Raw genomic sequence first — 18,388 nt, 5'->3', positions numbered from 1 at the left:
ATCATGTTTGTGACGCCTTGTCGCCGAAGCCGCGCAGGATCAGATCGCGCATCCGGTCCATGGGCAAGACCTTTTGACTGGCAGGGGGGATCAGGCCGGGCGCCAGCCCCCAATCCGCCGCACGGTCCACCAGATGCGCAGGCCCGATCAGGTGGATGGCAACATCGGGCCGGTCGTCCCCTGCGACCCAGGGCGTGGCCTGATGATCGCCCAAGACGATCATCAGCGGCGGATCGTCCGCGTGCAAGAGGGCATAGTCTATGACCGCCTCCAGGCTGTAATCCACCGCGTCGCGATAAGCGTGGCGCACCCGGTCGCGGTCGCGCCAGACGACCTCGGGCGGGTCGCCTGCCAGGGCCATGGCGTCAAAGACCGTCCCGGCGCTCACCTGGTCCCAAGGCACCAGCTGCGGCACCGGCACCCAGGGCGCGTGGGACGAGATCAGGGCGATCTGCGCGAACAGATGCGGCGAACCGTCGCTTGTGCGCAGCAACCGGTCGGTCGCGGCCAGCGTGAACTGGTCGGGCATCGTCACCCAGTTGAACGGCTGCCCGCGATAGCCAAGATCCCCTGCGGCAAGGATGCGGTCAAAGCCCATCCTGTCCCCCTCGGGCCAGGGCTGCGTGATGGCGGGCATGACCGCCGCCGTGCGAAAGCCCGCTCGGCGGGCGTGGTGGAACAGCCCCTGCCTGCCGCTGGCCAGCACCGCCCCATAGCGCGCCTGGTCCGCGATCCACAGCCCGTTGGCAAATGTCGCGTGGGACAGCCAGCTTTGCCCGCCCCGGGTGGGCGCGGCCAGAAACCCCGACCGCATCGCCAGCCCCGCATCCCCCAACCGTTGTTGCGCCCGCCGCAGCGTCTCCAGATGCCTGCTGGCATGAAACGTCACGTCAAAGCTGGCACGGCCATAGCTTTCGACAAAGATCACCAGAACGTCACGGTCGATGGCCTCCATCAGGCCCGCCGCGCCTGCCAGGTCGTCCTGCGCGGCCAACGCCTTCAATTGCCGCAGATCCTGGGCGGTCTTGCTGAAAAGCTTGGCCCGCGCCAGGGCATAGGGCGCGTTGCCGGTCCATCCCATGCCCGACCCCGCAACGGTCACGGACAGGGCGGCAAGCGCCGCAAGTTCCAGCCGCCCGCGCCCGGCCAGACGCCGCCCAGACCACACCCCGCAGGCCCACCACACCGCCCACAGGATGCCTGCCGCAGCAACCACCGACCCCGCAGTTGCGGCCCAAAGCGCCGGTCCGCCGACCGTGTCTGTCAGCAGATCCCATCCCGCCCCGATCAGCGCCGTATCGGTCAACACATTGAAGGGCCGCCCGAACGCCGACATCATCGCCAGGTCGGCGATCTTCTGCACTGCCAGCAGCGCCAGGCCAAGCGTGACCAGCACGCGCCCCGCCATGCCCATGCCCGCCCCGGCCAGGCAAGCCAGGCCCAGCAGGATCAGCGGCAGTTCGGGGGCAACCCGCAGCAAGGCCTGCGCCGCAGGCATCGGCGCCGCAGGCAGGATCAGCAGCAGATGGATGACAAGCCCCGCGGCCAGCAGGCGGGCAGCGGTCATGTCGCGTGCCTCCACAGCCAGCGGATGTCCACCGCAAAGGATCCAGCCAGCAGCAGGGCGGTCATGCGGGCGACGGCAATCGCCTGGTCCGGCGTCAGGACAGGCACCTGCAACAGGATCAGCACCGAGATCTGGATCACGCAGATCACCTTGCGCCATTGCCGGTGGGGCAGGTCGGCCCGCAGCCAGGGCAGGGCCATGCCCGCCAGCACGAACACGTAACGGGTCGCGCCCAGCACCAGGATCTCGATCCCGACAGCGGTTCCGGCGATGATGTGCAGGGACAGGACAAGCGCCAGGGCCGCGTCGGCCTCCATGTCGAAGCGGGCGCCGAAACGCGACGCAAGGCCGCTGCGCCGGGCCAGATAGCCGTCCAGTCCATCCAGGATCAGCGCGGTCCCCGCCACCGCCGCGACAGCCCAGCCCCCCGCATCGCCCGCCAACAGAGGCATCAGCAGCGCGCAGACCAGACCCGCGCGCATCAGCGTCACCACATTGCACCCGCCGATGCGGTCATGGGGATAGCCCTGCCGCATCCGGTCCGCAACAACGGCGCAGACCAGCAGAAAGGCAAGCCCCGCCGCCAGCAGGCCAGAGGGGTTTCCCGCCACCACGGTTCGCGTCGCGGCGATCAGGGCGACCCCGGCCATGGCAGTCATGCTGATCTGCGCCGGAATCGTCCCGCCGCGACGGGCTTGCCGCAAGGATGTCAGCCGTGATGGGTGGATGCCGCGCATATGCGAAGCCTAGGCCAAGCCCGCGATCCGTCAAGCGCCGCCATGCCGCATCACCTGTGCGAAACCCGCATTTTCTGCTAGCCTGCCCGGGGACAAAGGAGCCGCGCCATGATCGAACGCCTGCCCGGTTATCGAACGCCCGCCCGATGGCTGCACTGGATCGTGGCGGTTGCGGTGCTGCTGATGATCCCGGCGGGGCTGATCATGACGCAAGAAGGGATTTCCCGGCCCCTTCAGGACACGCTGTTCCTGTTTCACAAGAACACGGGCGTGCTGCTGGTCCCGGTCATCCTAGCGCGGATCGCCTATCGCCTGACCCACAGGCCGCCGCCCTTGCCGCGGTCCGTCCCCGGCTGGCAACGGGGCGCGGCGCGCCTGTCCCATGTGCTGCTTTATGTCCTGTTGGTCGTCATGCCGGTCAGCGGGTTCATCCGCGTCCGCGCGGGCGGTTTTCCCATCGAGCTTCTGGACCGGCTGGGCATGGGACCATGGCTTGCCAAGTCCGAACGGGTGGCCGACATCGCCCAAGGGATCCATGCCGTCGGCGCCTTCACCCTGATCGCGGTCCTGGCCATCCACATCGGTGCCGCAGCCCAGCACGCCCTGATCCGCCGCGACGGCGTCTGGGGGCGGATGTGGCCGATCCGGGGGGATGGATAGGGGGCACGGGCAGGCCTTGGTCTGGTCACCAGGGGATCGGCTGGCCGAAACGGTCCAGGAACGCACCGCTGTCCCGGGGCGTCAGCCGGTCGATGCTGTCCAGCAGGTCGGATGCGGCATCGCGCGGCGTCTGGACCTGCAGGCCGGTCTTGGCAAAGCCGTCCGACAGCCGCGTCGCCACCGTCCCGGGATGGAAGGCCACGCAAACGGCCTGGGGGTGGCTGCGGCGCAGTTCCACCGATGCGGTGCGGACGATCTGGTTCAGCGCTGCCTTGGACGCGCGATAGGAATACCAGCCCCCCAGCCGGTTGTCCGCGATGCTGCCCACCTTGGCCGACAGCACGGCAAAGATTGCGCGCCGGTCGCGGGGCATCAGCGGCAGGAAATGGCGCAGGATCAGCGCAGGCCCGATGGCATTGACGGCAAAGGACGCGGCCATCGCGTCGCCGTCCAGGGCGCGAATGGTTTTTTCCGGCGCCATCCCCGGCCCATGCAGAACCCCCGTGGCAACCAGGATCAGCGCAGGCGCCCCGATCCCTGCGACCCGGTCCGCCGCCCGCGCGATGGACGCCGGATCCCTCAGATCCAGGTCGGGCCGCGACAGCCCAATCACCGTCCGGAACCGGCCTCGCGCCCGCACCTCATCCAGCAGCGCGGCCCCGATGCCGCCACCCGCGCCGATTACCACCGCCACGTCGTCCATCCTCGCCCCTTGCATGGTTTCCACTGCGTCGTCCCAGGATATTGTCGTTCGCGGCAAATGCCATGGCGGGCGTGGCGGCGGAATGGCGTATGCGGCAGGTTCCTTGACGGGCGCGTGAGCCTTGGCCGAGGTTGCCGTGACGCGGCCGTGGGATAGCGGCAAAATATCGGAAACCGGACGACAGATTTTGTGAAATCTTTCCACGATGTGACGCCCCCGGTCTTCTGTGCCGACACCTGCCGGTGGTCTGTTCCGGCCACCGGGCAGGGGGCCGAGCTGGCAAGATGAGGTCGATCCGTCAGGGCAGCAGCACGACCGATCCTTGGGTGCGGCGGTTTTCCATGTCGTCCTGCGCCCGTGCCGCCTGGGCCAGTGGATAGGGTGTCACCTGCGGCGGCGCCAGCGTTCCATCCCTCATGGCCGCGAACAGCCGCTGCGCCGCCGCTTCGTATTCCGCCCGATCCGCAGTGTAATGCGCGATGGACGGGCGGGTCACGAACAGCGACCCCCTGGCCCCCAGCGACCCGACCGCCAGGGGCGGCACCGGACCGGAGCTTTCGCCAAAGCTGACCAGGGTGCCGCGCAGGGCCAGGCAATCCAGGGATGCCGCAAAGGTATCGGCCCCGACCGAGTCATAGACCACCCGCACCCCCTTGCCGCCGGTGATCTGCCTGACGCGGTCGGCGATATCCTCGGTTCCGGCAACAATGACATGATCGCAGCCGTTGCGCCGGGCCGTATCCGCCTTGGCATCCGATCCCACCGTGCCGATCACAACGGCGCCGATGGATTTCAGCCATTGGCAGGCGATGGACCCGACCCCGCCCGCCGCGGCATGGAACAGCACGGGGTCGCCCTGCTGGACGGCCATGCAGCGGTGGATCAGGTATTCGGCGGTCAGGCCCTTGAAGATCATTGCCGCAGCCGTGGTGTCGTCAATGCCGTCCGGCACGCGGATCGCGCGGGCGGCAGGCAGGTTGCGGCTTTCGGAATAGCCTCCCGGCGGCCCGCCGACATAGGCAACCCGGTCGCCCGTTGAAAAGCCCGTGACGCCGTCGCCGGTGGCGATCACCGTTCCCACACCTTCGACCCCCAGGCCGCTGGGCAGGGGCAGGGGGGCTGCGAAAATTCCCTTGCGGTGATAGATGTCGATGAAGTTCAGCCCTACGGCCCGGTGGCGCAACTGGATTTCGCCCTGCCCTGGTGCGGGCAGGGCAACAGGTTGCAGCGACAGAACCTCTGGCCCGCCGAACTGCGAAAACGTGATGGCTTGCGTCTGCGTGGTCATGGTGTCCCCCCTTGTTGGGGCAAACTGTGGCGAGAAATGACAGGGCCGTCGATCCCTGTTCCGCAAGCTTCAAGGGACCGAAGTAAGGCTTTAATAAAGATCAATGAAACCCTTTGTGAGCTTTGTTCGTTGGAACAGGCTTCTTTCGTAGGTGGACCATTATGCCGGGCTGGATTGCTGCGATTTCCGATTTTTGTTCGCAGATCCCCCCCGTCGTTCCACAATCCCCCTCAGATCCTGGTTTCTGGACAACAGGCACCCCGCCTGGTGAACGGGTCCGATCGGGCAGCATCAATGTGATCGGCGGCTATCTTGAACGTTTGCCCTTGTCCGCGGTTGCAAGCGGCATGATGGATCATGCCGAGATATGGAGCTTTGCCGGCCGCGACGGCGAATCCGACCGTGACAGGGGCCGCCCTGACGGCATGCCCGATCCGGACAACCCGGCCTTGGTCCGGCGCGTGTTCCGTGCCGACAGCCCCGCCCCTTACGGATCCGCCGAGGCGTTGGATTTCATCCGAACGGTGGGGGCGCCCGACATCCTGTGCGTTTGGGGCCTGGGGGTGGACCGGGCGCTGCTGGACGCCTGCGCGACGTCGCTGAAGATCTATAACTCCATCGACGCCCCCGCCTTGCGGATTTCCGACGATCTGGCCGCCCGGTTCGACCTGTTCCTGACCGGCGCCGACTGGCAGTCGCGCGAAATCGAGGCCCGCGTGCCTGGTGCGCGTACCCTGGTGCTGCCCATCGGACCGGCCTTTGCATCGGGACAGACCTTTTTCCCGACCGGCACGGACAAGGACCGCGACGTGGTTTATGTCGCCTGTGCCCAGCCCTACAAGCGCCACGACATCCTGTTCGACGCCATGGCGCGCAGGCCCGGAACGCGCGGGCTGCTGGTGGTGGGCTATGGCCACCAGGCGGATGAATTCCGCGAACGCGCCGCGCGTGAAGGGCTGGATCTGGAAATCGTCGGTCCTCCGGGCGTCAGCCATGACGAGGTGAACCGCCAGATCAACCGCGCCCGCGTGGGCGTCGTTTGCGGCCAGGACGACGGCGCGCCCGCGATCCTGACCGAATACCAGTTGGCGGGCCTGCCGGTGCTGGCCAATGCCCGTTTGTCCTGCGGGTTGCAGTTCGTCACCCCGGAAACCGGGATCGCCGCCCATGAAGGCGCCGATTTTGCGGAAGCCCTGGACAGGTTGCTGCGCGATTACGCCCGATACGACACGCGCGACGTGGCCCTGGCCCGTTGGGGCTGGCAGCCCAGCATGGCCCTGCTGGGCAAGACGTTGAATGAAATCCTCGATGCAAGGATGGTGCCATGAACGATGCCAACCCCGTCAGCCCCCTTGCGCTTGCGATCCGGCCTGCGCTGATCTGTTTTTCGCATCTGCGGTGGGATTTCGTTTGTCAGCGCCCCCAGCACCTGATGGCGCGCTTTGCCGAGGAATACCGCCTGTTCTTTTGGGAAGAGGCGATCCCCACGGATCACCACCTGCCTTACCTGGAATTCCACGCCTTCGAGGGCACCACCGTCCAGGCGATCCGTCCGCGCATCCCGGCGCGTTGGTCCCCCGAGGATCAGGCCCGCGCCCTGCCGCAACTGCTGGACCAGATGATGGGCCTGGCAGGCATCCAGCGGCCGGTCCTGTGGTTCTATACGCCGATGATGTGGCCCATCGCGCGCCATGTCGATGCCAGTGCGGTGGTGTACGACTGCATGGACGAACTGTCGGCCTTTCGCTTTGCTCCGCCGAATCTGGCGGCAAATGAGAATGCGCTGATGGGCGCCGCCGACGTGGTCTTTACCGGCGGTCACTCGATCTTCGAGGCAAAGGCCGGGCGGCATGGCAACATCCATTCCTTTCCCTCCTCTGTCGATACCGCGCATTTCGCCCGCGCCCGGACCAGGGCGCAGGAACCCGCCGACCAGGCGGCCCTGCCCGGACCGCGCCTTGGCTATTACGGCGTGATCGACGAAAGGCTGGACCTGGGGCTGGTCGCGGCACTGGCGCGCGCGCATCCCGAATGGTCGATCGTGATGATCGGACCCCTGGCCAAGATCGAACCCGACGATCTGCCCCGCGCGCCCAACATCCACTGGCTGGGGCAACGCGGCTATGACCAACTGCCCGCCTATCTGGGGGGTTGGGACGTGGCGCTGATGCCATTTGCCATGAACGAGGCGACGCGCTTCATATCGCCCACCAAGACCCCGGAATACCTGGCAGGCGGTGTGCAGGTCGTGTCCACCCCGGTGCGCGACGTGGTTCGCCACTACGACAATCTGGCGGCGGTCCGGATTGCCGCCGACGCCCCGGGCTTTGTTCGCGCCTGTGAGGCCGCACTGGCGGCAAAGGGCCAGCCCCAATGGCGCGACGATGCCGACCGGCTGTTGGCCGATCTCAGTTGGGACAAGACTTTCCAGCATATGCGCGGGCATCTGGACCGCGCGGCGCGCAAGCGGCGCGGTCCGCAGGTCGTCGTCAGCCTGTCCGCCCCCCCGGTCCGGCGCGGCGCGCGCAAGTACGACGTGACGATCTGCGGGGCGGGCTTTGCCGGGTCGGTCCTGGCGCGCCAGTTCGCCGAGGTATCGGGCAAGCGCGTTCTGGTGGCCGACCGGCGCAACCATGTCGCCGGCAATGCCTTCGACTGTCTGGATGCGGCAGGGATCCTGATCCACCGCTATGGCCCGCATATCTTCCACACCAACAGCGACGATGTGTTCGACTGGCTGGGCCGCTTCACCGAATGGCGCCCTTACGAACACCGCGTTCTGGCGCGGGTCGGCAACCAGTCCGTGCCCATGCCCATCAACCGCACCACGCTGAACGCGCTTTACGGCCTGGATATGCAGTCCGAGTCCGAAGCCGAGGCTTTCCTGTCCCGCCAGGCGCAGCCGGTCCGCGACATCCGCACGTCGCGCGACGTGGTGGTGAACGCCATCGGGACCGAGCTTTATGAAACCTTTTTCCAGGGCTATACCCGCAAGCAATGGGGGCTGGATCCGTCCCAACTGGACAAGTCGGTGACGGCGCGGGTGCCGACGCGCACCAATACCGATGACCGGTACTTTACCGACAAGCATCAGGCCATGCCGCGCGATGGTTATACCCGGATGTTCGAACGGATGCTGGATCACCCAAGGATCGAACTGGCGCTTGGCACCGATTTCCACGACCTGGAACCCGCCGACCGGGGGGCGCTGACCGTTTATACCGGCCCGATCGACGCTTATTTCGGACACCGTTTCGGCACGCTGCCTTACCGCAGCCTGCAATTCCGGCACGAGACGCTGGACCAGGCCCAGTTCCAGCCGGTCGGCGTGGTGAATTTCCCGGCCGAGGACGTGCCCTACACCCGGATCACCGAATACAAGCACTTGACCGGGCAGAAGCACGCCAGAACCTCGATCAGCCATGAATATCCGTCGGACGAGGGCGATCCCTATTACCCGATCCCCCGGCCTGAAAATCACGACCTGTTCCGCCGTTATGACGCCCTTGCCGCTGCGGAACCCAATGTGATCTTTGCGGGCCGCTTGGGCAGCTATCGGTATTACAACATGGATCAGGTCGTGGGGCAGGCCCTTGCGATCCATCGGCGGCTGACTGTGCGGCAGGCGGGCGTTGCGGCAATGGTCCCCCTGGGATGAACGCCGCCTGATGCGCTGCCTTTTGATGACAGACAGCCCCGAGCCGTCGGGAGTGGGCGAACATATGCTGACCCTGGCGGCTTCCCTGCCGCCAAGCATGGCAACGCTGGCCTTTCCCGACCATCCGGCAGGCCGGGCCCTGGCCGCGCGCGCGGCGGCCATGGGGCTGTGCGCGCAGGTCTTCGACCCGGACCAAGCCGAGGCCTTTGTCCGTGCCAGCGGGACCGGCATTGTTCATGTCCACGCAGGCATCGGCTGGGAAGGCCATGGCCTGGTTGCGGCGGCGGCCAAGGCGGGCAGGGCCGTCATCCGCACCGAACATCTGCCCTGGCTGCTGACCGATGCCGGTCAGATCGCGGCCTATGCCCGGTCCAGCCGCGTTGTGGATGCGGTTATCGCGGTTTCGCAGGCGGCGGGCCAGGGCTGGCGCACCGCCTTGGACGGCATGAAGCGCCCCCATGTTCCGGTCCATGCCGTGCCCAACGGCACCGCGCCCCTTGCCGCGCAGCATGGCGGCGGCGATGGAATGCGGCTGTTGTGCGTGGGCCGCTTTGCCCCGCAGAAACTGCACCGCACGTTGCTGGTGGCCTTGGCCCGCCTGCATCGGCAAGGCATACCCGCACGGCTGGACCTGGCCGGTCCCGGCCCGGACAATCCCTGCCTGAACCGCTGGGCCATGCGCCTTGGCATGGCCGATGCGGTTCGTGTCCTGGGCCGGCGCGACGACGTGCCCGCGTTGATGGCCGCATCCGACCTGCTGGTCCTGCCGTCCGGGTTCGAAGGCCTGCCGCTGGTCCTGTTGGAAGCGATGTCCGTCGGCCTGCCCGTGGTGGCCACGGATGTCGCCGGATCGGTCGAGGCCCTGGGACCGGATCATCCCTGGCTGGTGCCGCCCCGCCGGTCGCGCCCTTTGGCCGATGCCTTGGCGCGGGCGTTGACCGACACGGCAGGCCGGGCCATCGTGGCGCGCAAGGGGCGCGACCGCTGGACCCGGCATTTCACGGCCGCCCGCATGGCGGCGGATACGATGCAGATTTACCGCCGCGTGCTGCGGCAGCGAAACGAGGATGGAATGCAAAAGACAAGGCTGGGATTCATCGGCGCGGGCGGGATCGCGCATCGCCATTTCGGCGTGTTGCGCACCATGGAGGATGTCCATATCGCCTCGCTGTGCGATCCCGACCAGACCCGTGCGGCGGATGCGGCGCGAGAGACGGGCGCGGTAGCCTATGCCGACCACGAGGCGATGCTGGCGGTCGAGGAACTGGATGCCGTCTTTATCTGCGTGCCGCCCTTTGCCCATGGCGCCCCCGAACGGGCCTGCATCGCCAAGGGCCTGCCGTTCTTCGTGGAAAAGCCTATCTCGCTGGATATCGGCCTGGCCGAGGAGATCGCGACCGCCGTCAATGACACCGGGCTGATCACCGCCGTTGGATACCATTGGCGCTACCTGGATACCATGGACGAGGCGCGGGCGCATTTGGCGCGGAACGCCCCCCATCTGATCCAGGGCTTCTGGCTGGACCAGACGCCGCCCCCGCAATGGTGGTGGAACCAGGACCAGAGCGGCGGTCAGGTGGTCGAACAGGCGACCCATGTGATCGACGCCGCTCGGTTCCTGGCAGGCGACGTGACCGAGGTGTTCGGAATGTCCGCCCGCCGCGACCGCGACGATTTCCAAGGCCTTACCGTGCCCACCGCCACCGCCGCCACGCTGCGCTTCGCCAGCGGCGCGATTGCCAACCTGTCGGCCACCTGCTTGCTGCGATGGAACCACCGCGTCGGCCTGCACGTCTTTGCCGACGGCATGGCGATGGAGATCACCGACCATGACCTGATGGTCGATGTGGGGCAGGGCCGTCCCGTGCGCCATGCCCAGGGCGATCCCGTCTGGCGAGAGGACCGCGATTTCATCGAGGCCGTGCAGGGCCGCGAAAACCGCATCCGCTGCCCTTATTCCGAGGCATTGCTGACCCATCGCGTCGCGCTTGCGGTCAGCCAGTCCGCCCGCGACGGCGCCCTTGTGAAGATGGAGGGGCTGCGGGCTGACCCGCAGCCCATCTTTTGTCAAGCCTCTGCGCCGGGTTCCCACCATGCCGCATGAGCATCGCCACATCCGGTCGCTGGGGATCGAGCGTCCGCACGAGCCCTATTTCTTCGGCTATGACGAAGGCCCGGCGGGCGACGGCCAGGTGCGGCTGGATCTTATGTATACCGGCCTGTCTGCGGGGACCGAACTGACCTTTCTGAAGGGCAGCAACCCTTACCTGCACAGCCGCTGGGACGACTGGCAGGGCCTGTTCATTCCCGGAGAGCCGTCGGCGCATTTCCCCGTCAACTTCATGGGCTATATGGAGGTGGCAAAGGTCATCGATGCCCGCGCGCCGGGATTTGCCAATGGCGATGTGGTGGGAACCACCTTTGGCCACAAGACCGGCCATACCGCGAACCCGGCTCATGACCTGCTGCTGAAGCTGCCCGCAGGGATGGACCCGATCCTGGGGATCTTCGTGGCGCAGATGGGACCGATTGCCGCGAACGGCATCCTGCACGCCGATGCCGACCAGTTCGGCGCGGCTGTCCCGTTCCTTGGCGCGGGGGTCGAGGGCCGTCCGGTGCTGGTCTGGGGCGGCGGCACGGTCGGCCTGTTCTGCGCGCTGTTCGCGCGGCAGGGGGGTGCCTCGGAAATCGTCGTGGTGGATCCCTCGCCCTTTCGCCAGGACATCGCCCGCAAGATGGGCTTTGCCGCCATGGGCGAGGACGAGGCAGTCCGATATGCAAAGTCGGCCTGGCACCACAAGACCGCGGGGCGGGGCGCGGAATATGTCTTCCAGACCCGCGCGCGGTCCGACAGCCTCAACCGCTGCTTGCAGGCCTTGCGCCCGCAGGGAACGGTGATCGACCTGGCCTTTTACCAGGGCGGCATGGATGGCGCCCGCTTTGGCGAGGAGTTCCACCACAACGGTCTGGCGATCCGCTGCGCCCAGATCAACCGGATGCCCCGGCAGGTGGCCCATGCCTGGGACCAGCGGCGGCTGGCGCAGGAAACCCTGCGCCTGCTGGCATCCGAGGGCGAGGGGATCCGCCGGCACATGATCACCCATGTGGTGCCCTATGACGATGCCCCCGATTTCCTGCGCCGGCTGATCGCGGATCGTCCCGATTTCCTGCAAATCGTGTTCGACGCGTCATGAGCGCGGATGACGCCCTGGCCTGGGGGTTCGTCCCCCCGGAAAGCTTTCCGCTGCCCCATGCCGATCACGCCTTGATCCGCATCACCTTTGTCATGGCCTGGCTGGTCGTCGGCGGCGAGGAAACGGAAATCCGCCTGCTGGCCCGCAACCTGCCGCGCGACCGGTATCGCATCACCGTCATTCCCTGTTTCCACAAGGAGGGAATGCCCAACCAGACCTACGACCAACTGGTCGAGCTGGGCGTGCAAGTCGATACCACCTCCTATGGCCTGGGATTCGACGACACCATCGACTATCTGCGCCGCAAGCTGGCGGGGGCCGACGTGGTCGTGTCCTGCCAGGACGTGGCCGACATCTATCCCGCGCTTGAACGCATGGCCCTGCGCCCGCCCTTGATCGAACATGGCGGGCTTGTCCGCGAAGCTTTGTCTGGACCAAAGCATTTCACCGCCCGCTATGTCGGCGTGTGCGACAGCATCCGCGCGGCGGCGGCATCGAGGATGCCGGATCGGCCCGGGGACGCGGTTGAAATCCCCTCGATGGTCGATCTGGACGAATTTCGTCCCGAACGACGAGACGCGGTGCGCGCCTCCCTGGGCATCGCGCCGGACGAGGTGCTGATCGGCTGGGTCGGACGGCTGGATCGCAAGAAACGGGTCGAGGATTTCATCGCCGCCGCCCTGCGCGTGGCCCCCTTGGCACCCCAGGCCCGCTTTGTGGTCGTCGGCGGTCCCGATGCCTTCATGCCCGAATATGCGGATGAATTGCGCCGCATGGCCAAACCCTTGGGCGGGCGGATCATCTGGACCGGCGACCGCAGGGATGTGCCCGACCTGCTGGTGGCCATGGATATCTTTTGCTGGCTGTCGCGCGGCGAGGGGATGCCCCACGTCATCGCCGAGGCCGGGGCGGCGGGCCTGCCGGTCATCGCCACCGCCGACAACGGATCGGTCGAACAAATCCGGGACGGCATCAGCGGATTGTTCGTTCCCCACGAGGATCCGGCTGCCGTGGCCGATGCCATGGAACGCCTGCTGCACGATGCCGCCCTGCGCCGGCGGCTGGGAACGGCCCTTCACGATCATGTCCGCGCCAGCTTTTCCGCCGGGGTGGTCGTCCCGCAATGGCGCGCGCTGATCGACCGGGTGCTGGCGGAACGCAGGCCCGCACCCCCGCCCGCGACCTTTGACAGCTTCGTCCTGGGCGGGTGGGAGGCATCGACCCACCGCCTGCGATCCGGGCGGCGTCTGGACGTGATCGCGTCCATCGGCCATGACCGCTTTGCCGAACAGGATTACCGGCAACTGGGGGATCTGGGCATCCGCGCCTGCCGCGACGGCGCCCGCTGGCATCTGATCGAAACGGCACCGGGCCGATACGATCTGTCCAGCCTGACCCCGATGATGCAGGCCGCGCGCAAGACGGGCACGCAGGTGGTCTGGGATCTGCTGCATTACGGCTGGCCCGACGACCTGGACATCTGGGGCGCGGCTTTCGTGGACCGCTTTGCCCGCTTTGCCCGCACGGTTGCGCAACATCACCGCGACCTGTCCGACGACGTGCCCTTCTGGTGCCCGGTGAACGAGATCAGCTTCCTTGCCTGGGCGGCGGGCGACGCCCGATACCTCAACCCCTTTGCGGAACATCGCGGGTATGAACTGAAATGCCAGTTGGCCCGGGCATCCATCGAGGCCATGCATGAATTGCGCGCCGTCGATCCGCGCGCGCGGTTTGTCCATGCCGAACCCCTGCTGGCGATCCATCACGATCCGCAGAACGGGCGCCCCTTGTGGGAAGCGCATGGCTATCACGACGCGCAGTTCCAGGCATTCGAGCTGATCATGGGCCGGATGTGGCCGCAGCTTGGCGGCGATCCGTCCTTTCTGGATATCGTCGGCGTCAACTATTACTGGAACAACCAATGGATCCATGGCGGTTCGCCCATCGACATGGACCACCCCTGGTATCGCCCCCTGTCCGACCTGCTGGTCGAGGTCGCGGCCCGTTACGACCGCCCCCTGATGATCGCCGAAACGGGGACCGAGGGGGCGCGCCGCGCATCCTGGTTCGCCTATATCCGCAACGAGGTCGCACGCGCCCGCAGGCGCGGCGTCCGGGTCGAGGGGATCTGCCTTTACCCTGTCGCGGACCATCCCGGCTGGGATGACGACCGGCTGTGTCCCAACGGGTTGCTGGGCCACGATCCCCATTCCGGCAGCCGCACGGTCGAGCCGAACCTAGCGCGTGAAATCACCGTCCGAAACAAGGGCCTGGAATGACCGCTGCGGGAACCCGAGGGTGCAGCCAGCCGTTTCGGATCCAGTCACCGGAAGGGATCGGGCCATGGCAGCCAGGGCGAACTGGAAAGGTTTCCTCAAGGTCGGAGAGGTCAGCTGCCCGGTGGCGCTTTATACCGCGGCCTCGACCTCGGATCGGATCGCCTTTCACACGCTGAACCGCAAGACCGGAAACCGCCTGCGCCGCGTTTTCGTGGACAGCGACACAGGCAAGCCTGTGGACCGCGAGGATCAGGTCAAGGGATACGAGATTGCGTCGGGTGAATATGTCGTGCTGGATCCCGACGAGGTCGCGGCGGCGGTGCCCGACAGCGACAAGACCCTGTCCGTGACCGATTTCATCGGCTGCAACGACATCGACGACCTGTATTTCGACAAGCCCTATTACCTGGTGCCCGCCGACGACAGCGCCGCCGAGGCATTCGCCCTGATCCGCGAAGGGATGCGCAGCAAGAAGGTCGCGGCCCTGGCGCAGACGGTCCTGTTCCGCCGCGTCAGGACGGTGCTGATCCGCGCCCATGACTGCGGGCTGATCGCGACGACGCTGAACTTCGACTATGAGGTGCGCGACGCCGACGAGGTCTTTGCAGATATCCCGGATGTGCGCATCGAGGGCGAGATGCTGGATCTGGCCCAGCACATCATCAAGACCAAGCGCGGCAAGTTCGATCCCCGGGATTTCGACGACCGTTACGAAACCGCCCTGGCCGATCTGGTCCGCGCCAAGATCGAGGGCAAGAAAATCCAGCCGCGCCCCGAGCCCGAGCGCGAAGCGCCGGTTGATCTGATGGCCGCCCTGCGAGAAAGCGCAAGCATGAGCGCGCGCAAGGCTCCGCGCCGTTCCGCCGCGCCCGGCAAGCCGCGCAGCGGGGGCGCCCGAAAGTCCCCGTCGCGCACATCGGGCAGCAAGAAGGCGGGCTAGGCCATGGCGGGGACATCCGGGGCAGATCTTGCCACCTATAACGACAAGCGCGACTTTACCCAGACGGCGGAACCGCGTGGGCGCAAGGCGCGAAAGGCGGGCCGGTCTTTCGTGATCCAGAAGCACGCGGCCACCCGGCTGCATTACGACCTGCGGCTGGAAATGGACGGCGTTCTGAAAAGCTGGGCCGTGACTAAGGGGCCAAGCCTGGTCGCGGGCGAAAAGCGCCTGGCCGTCCATGTCGAGGATCATCCGCTTGACTATGGCACCTTCGAAGGCACTATCCCCAAGGGAAACTATGGCGCGGGCGCGGTGATTGTCTGGGACCGGGGGACATGGACGCCCGCCGGCGGCAGCTATGGCGAAGGAAAGCTGGAATTCGAACTGACGGGCGAGAAACTCTCGGGCCGCTGGCATCTGGTGCGAATGCGCGGCAAGCGCGGCGAGACGCGGGAAAACTGGCTGTTGATCAAGTCCGACGACGATGCCGCCCGGCCCGGCGACGCGCCTGACGTCCTGACGGAACGGCCCGAATCCGTGACCACCGGCCGCACGGTCGAGGAGGTGGCGAAAGGGTCCGATGAAAAGCCAAGACCCGCCAAGCCCAAGGCCAAGCGATCCCGCGCCAAAAGCAAGGACGCCCCCGCTGGACGCGCGAAACGGGCGCCGATGCCCGATTTCATCGAACCGGCCCTGGCGACCTTGAAACCCGCACCGCCCACCGGGCCGAAATGGCTGCACGAGGTCAAGTTCGACGGCTATCGCCTGCAAGCGCGTCTGGAAGGGCAAAAGGTCCGCCTGCTGACCCGCAGCGGGTTGGACTGGACCCATCGTTTCGGCAACGAGGTGACCGATGCGCTGCGCGCCCTGCCTGCCGACACCTTTGTCATCGACGGGGAACTGGTGGTCGAATCCGGGGCAGGGGCCTCGGACTTTCCGGCCTTGCAGGCGGATCTGTCGGAAGGGCGCAACGACCGTTTCGTCTTCTATGTCTTCGACCTGATGTATCTGGACGGCCATGACCTGCGCGACGCATCCCTGATCGAACGCAAGGGGATGCTGGAAGATCTGGTGGGGACCGATCCGGGCCGGGTGCGATACAGCAACCATTTCGGAGAGACGGGCGCCATGGTGCTGCGCCATGCCTGCCGCCTGAGCCTGGAAGGCATCATCTCCAAGGAGGCCGATGCGCCGTATCGGTCGGGGCGCGGCAAGACATGGATCAAGTCGAAATGTTCGGCCCGGCAGGAATTCGTGGTGGCGGGCTTTGTGCCGTCCACCACGTCGGACAAGCTGGTCGGTTCCCTGGCCCTGGGCGTCTATGACAATGGCAAGCTGGATTATGTGGGACGGGTCGGCACCGGCTTTTCTGCCACGGTCGCCCAGCAGTTGCGCGACAAGTTGGACGAATTGCGCATCGACAAAAGCCCCTTTGCGGGCAAGCTGACCTCGGACGAGGCGCGCGGCGTCCGCTTCGTGCGCCCCGACCTAGTAGCCGAGGTGGAATTCCGCGCCTGGACGGCCGATGGCCTGCTGCGCCACGCGTCGTTCCGGGGGCTGCGGGAAGACAAGCCCGCCACCGATGTGGTGCGCGAAAGCGGCCCCGAAAAGGCCGCATCCAAGGCCGCGCCCAAGGCGCAGAAACGCCGCGTCGCCCTGACCCATCCCGACCGCATCTATTGGCCCGACGAAGGCATCACCAAGGAAGGCCTGGCCGATTACCATGCCCAGGTCTGGACCCGGATCGCGCCTTTCATTGTTGGACGGCCGCTGGCCCTGTTGCGCTGCCCCAGCGGAATAAACGGGCAAAGGTTCTTTCAAAAGCACGCCTGGAAGGGGATCAGCAAGCATATCGCCCTGGTCCAGGATCCCCGGAACAAGGCCGAGGAACCAATGGTCGGCATCAACGATCTGGACGGGCTGATGGCCCTGGTCCAGTCGGCGGTGCTGGAAATCCATCCCTGGGGCACCACCGTGGCCGACTGGGAGCGCCCCGATACCATCACCATGGACCTGGACCCGGGCGAGGACGTGACCTGGGACGCCGTGATCGCAGGCGCGGCCGAGGTTCGTCAGCGCCTGTCGGACGCGGAGCTTGCGGCTTTCGTCAAGACCTCGGGCGGCAAGGGGCTGCACGTCGTGGCGCCGCTGAAGCCCAAGGCCGACTGGCCCGCCGTCAAGGCCTTCACCAAGGCCTTGGCCGAGGCGATGGCGGCGGACGCGCCCGATGCCTATGTCGCGACCGTCGCCAAGTCGAAGCGCAAGGGCCGCATCCTCATCGACTATTTGCGCAATCAGCGCGGCATGACGGCAGTGGCCGCCTATTCCACCCGCGCGCGCCCCGGCGCCGCCGTGTCGATGCCCGTCGCCTGGGACGAACTGGATCAGATCACCCCGGATTATTTCACGGTGATGAACACGCCCGCCCGGCTGGACGCCCTGGCCCGTGACCCATGGGAGGATTTCCGCGCGGCAGCCACGCCGCTGGAGTCCAAGGCCCCCCGCAAGCGCAAGGGCTGATCAGCGGCTGCGGCGGCTTCCCTCGGCCTGGATGCTTTTCTTCAGCGCGGCCATGATGTCGATGACATTGTCCTGCGTCTCGGGCTTGGGTGCCTTGGCCCGCGCCACGCGCTTCTTGCCCTTTTTCTTGGCGGCGATGATGTCCAGAAGACGCGCCTGGACGGGATCGTCCACCATGGCGGAATCCCAGGGCGTCGTGCGTTCGTCGATCAGCTTGCGCAGCAGGGTCAGCAGCTTGGCCTCGGGCTTGTTCGAGGACAGCTTGTCGAAGTAATCGTCGTCGTCGCGCACCTCGTCGCCGTAGCGCAGGGTCCACAGCACGATCCCCTTGCCGCGCGGCTTCAGCATCACCGCGCGTTCGCGCCGATACATCACCACGCGCGAAATCCCCACGGTCCCGGTGGCCGCCATGGCGTCGCGGATCACGGCGAATGCCTCTTGTCCCACCTCGTCCCCCGGCAGCAGGAAATGAGGGCGGTCGTACCACACCCAGCCAATGGAATGGTCGGGCACGAACATGTCGATGTCGATGGTGCGGGTGCTGTCCAGGGCCACGGCCTCGATCTCGGCGTCCTCCAGCATGACATAGTCGTCCTCGCCACGCTGATAGCCCTTGACCTCGTCATCCTCGCGCACCGGCTTTTCGGTGACGGAATCGACATACTGGCTGACGACGCGGTTGCCGGTGTCGGCGTTCAGCGTATGAAAGCGGACCTTCTCGCCTTCGGTCGTGGCGGGCATCAGCGTCACGGGGCACGTCACCAGGGACAGTTTCAGATAGCCTTTCCAGAACGTGCGCGGTGCCATGGCCGGGATCCTTGCAGGGGCGAAATCAAACGGCC

The 18,388-nt window shown here is 66.6% G+C and carries 13 protein-coding genes; 8 read left to right on the top strand and 5 right to left on the bottom strand.

Annotated elements, in window-relative coordinates; genetic code table 11:
- Nucleotide 1 precedes the first annotated feature (1 nt).
- Nucleotides 2–1,567 (bottom strand): sulfatase-like hydrolase/transferase, encoded by a 1,566-nt coding sequence (locus Q5701_RS05350; RefSeq protein ID WP_306754177.1) that lies wholly within the window; start codon nt 1,565–1,567, stop codon nt 2–4.
- Nucleotides 1,564–2,304 carry a CDP-alcohol phosphatidyltransferase family protein gene (locus tag Q5701_RS05345; RefSeq protein WP_306754176.1) on the bottom strand — a complete coding sequence of 247 codons (741 nt, stop codon included), beginning with the start codon at nt 2,302–2,304 and terminating at the stop codon, nt 1,564–1,566. The genes Q5701_RS05350 and Q5701_RS05345 overlap by 4 nt, the downstream gene beginning before the upstream one ends.
- 108 nt (nt 2,305–2,412) lie before the next feature.
- On the opposite strand from Q5701_RS05345, the gene Q5701_RS05340 reads away from it, so the two are divergent.
- Nucleotides 2,413–2,964, top strand: coding sequence for a cytochrome b (locus tag Q5701_RS05340; protein ID WP_306754174.1), 552 nt, complete (start codon nt 2,413–2,415; stop codon nt 2,962–2,964).
- A 25-nt stretch (nt 2,965–2,989) separates the two neighbouring features.
- On the opposite strand, the gene Q5701_RS05335 is transcribed toward Q5701_RS05340, so the two are convergent.
- Together Q5701_RS05335 and Q5701_RS05330 are read right to left on the bottom strand one after the other, a co-directional pair.
- Nucleotides 2,990–3,667, bottom strand: a complete 678-nt coding sequence (locus Q5701_RS05335; RefSeq protein ID WP_306754173.1) for an SDR family NAD(P)-dependent oxidoreductase — start codon at nt 3,665–3,667, stop codon at nt 2,990–2,992.
- Nucleotides 3,668–3,965: 298 nt separating this feature from the next.
- Complete coding sequence (locus tag Q5701_RS05330) at nt 3,966–4,955, bottom strand: quinone oxidoreductase family protein (protein ID WP_306754172.1); 990 nt, start codon at nt 4,953–4,955, stop codon at nt 3,966–3,968.
- A 347-nt stretch (nt 4,956–5,302) separates the two neighbouring features.
- Here Q5701_RS05330 and Q5701_RS05325 point away from each other — a divergent pair, with 347 nt between their 5' ends.
- From Q5701_RS05325 to ligD, 7 genes are all read left to right on the top strand, one after another.
- The gene (locus Q5701_RS05325) at nt 5,303–6,283 is read left to right on the top strand and encodes a glycosyltransferase (protein WP_306754171.1); all 981 of its coding nucleotides are present in this window, start codon (nt 5,303–5,305) and stop codon (nt 6,281–6,283) included.
- The gene (gene glf, locus Q5701_RS05320; RefSeq protein ID WP_306754169.1) at nt 6,280–8,613 is read left to right on the top strand and encodes a UDP-galactopyranose mutase; all 2,334 of its coding nucleotides are present in this window, start codon (nt 6,280–6,282) and stop codon (nt 8,611–8,613) included. Before Q5701_RS05325 ends, glf begins: the two co-directional genes overlap by 4 nt.
- A 25-nt stretch (nt 8,614–8,638) precedes the next feature.
- Complete coding sequence (locus Q5701_RS05315; RefSeq protein WP_306754167.1) at nt 8,639–10,717, top strand: glycosyltransferase; 2,079 nt, start codon at nt 8,639–8,641, stop codon at nt 10,715–10,717.
- Nucleotides 10,707–11,807, top strand: a complete 1,101-nt coding sequence (locus Q5701_RS05310) for a zinc-dependent alcohol dehydrogenase (RefSeq protein WP_306754166.1) — start codon at nt 10,707–10,709, stop codon at nt 11,805–11,807. Before Q5701_RS05315 ends, Q5701_RS05310 begins: the two co-directional genes overlap by 11 nt.
- On the top strand, nt 11,804–14,086 hold the full coding sequence (locus Q5701_RS05305) for a glycosyltransferase family 4 protein (RefSeq protein ID WP_306754165.1): 2,283 nt from the start codon (nt 11,804–11,806) through the stop codon (nt 14,084–14,086). The genes Q5701_RS05310 and Q5701_RS05305 overlap by 4 nt, the downstream gene beginning before the upstream one ends.
- Before the next feature lie 64 nt (nt 14,087–14,150).
- Nucleotides 14,151–15,026 carry a non-homologous end joining protein Ku gene (gene ku, locus Q5701_RS05300; protein WP_306754164.1) on the top strand — a complete coding sequence of 292 codons (876 nt, stop codon included), beginning with the start codon at nt 14,151–14,153 and terminating at the stop codon, nt 15,024–15,026.
- A 3-nt stretch (nt 15,027–15,029) separates the two neighbouring features.
- Entirely contained in the window at nt 15,030–17,546 is a 2,517-nt protein-coding gene (gene ligD, locus Q5701_RS05295) for a DNA ligase D (RefSeq protein WP_306754162.1), read from the top strand.
- Here the strand turns inward: ligD and ku (Q5701_RS05290) are convergent, their stop codons facing one another.
- Nucleotides 17,547–18,353, bottom strand: a complete 807-nt coding sequence (gene ku, locus Q5701_RS05290; RefSeq protein WP_306754161.1) for a non-homologous end joining protein Ku — start codon at nt 18,351–18,353, stop codon at nt 17,547–17,549.
- Nucleotides 18,354–18,388 lie beyond the last annotated feature (35 nt).

The sequence above is a fragment of the Paracoccus actinidiae genome, from assembly GCF_030863885.1.
In the GTDB taxonomy this organism is placed as follows: Bacteria; Pseudomonadota; Alphaproteobacteria; order Rhodobacterales; family Rhodobacteraceae; genus Paracoccus; species Paracoccus everestensis.
Note: the sequence above shows the minus strand (reverse complement) of the source record. Positions and strands in the feature narration are given on the sequence as shown.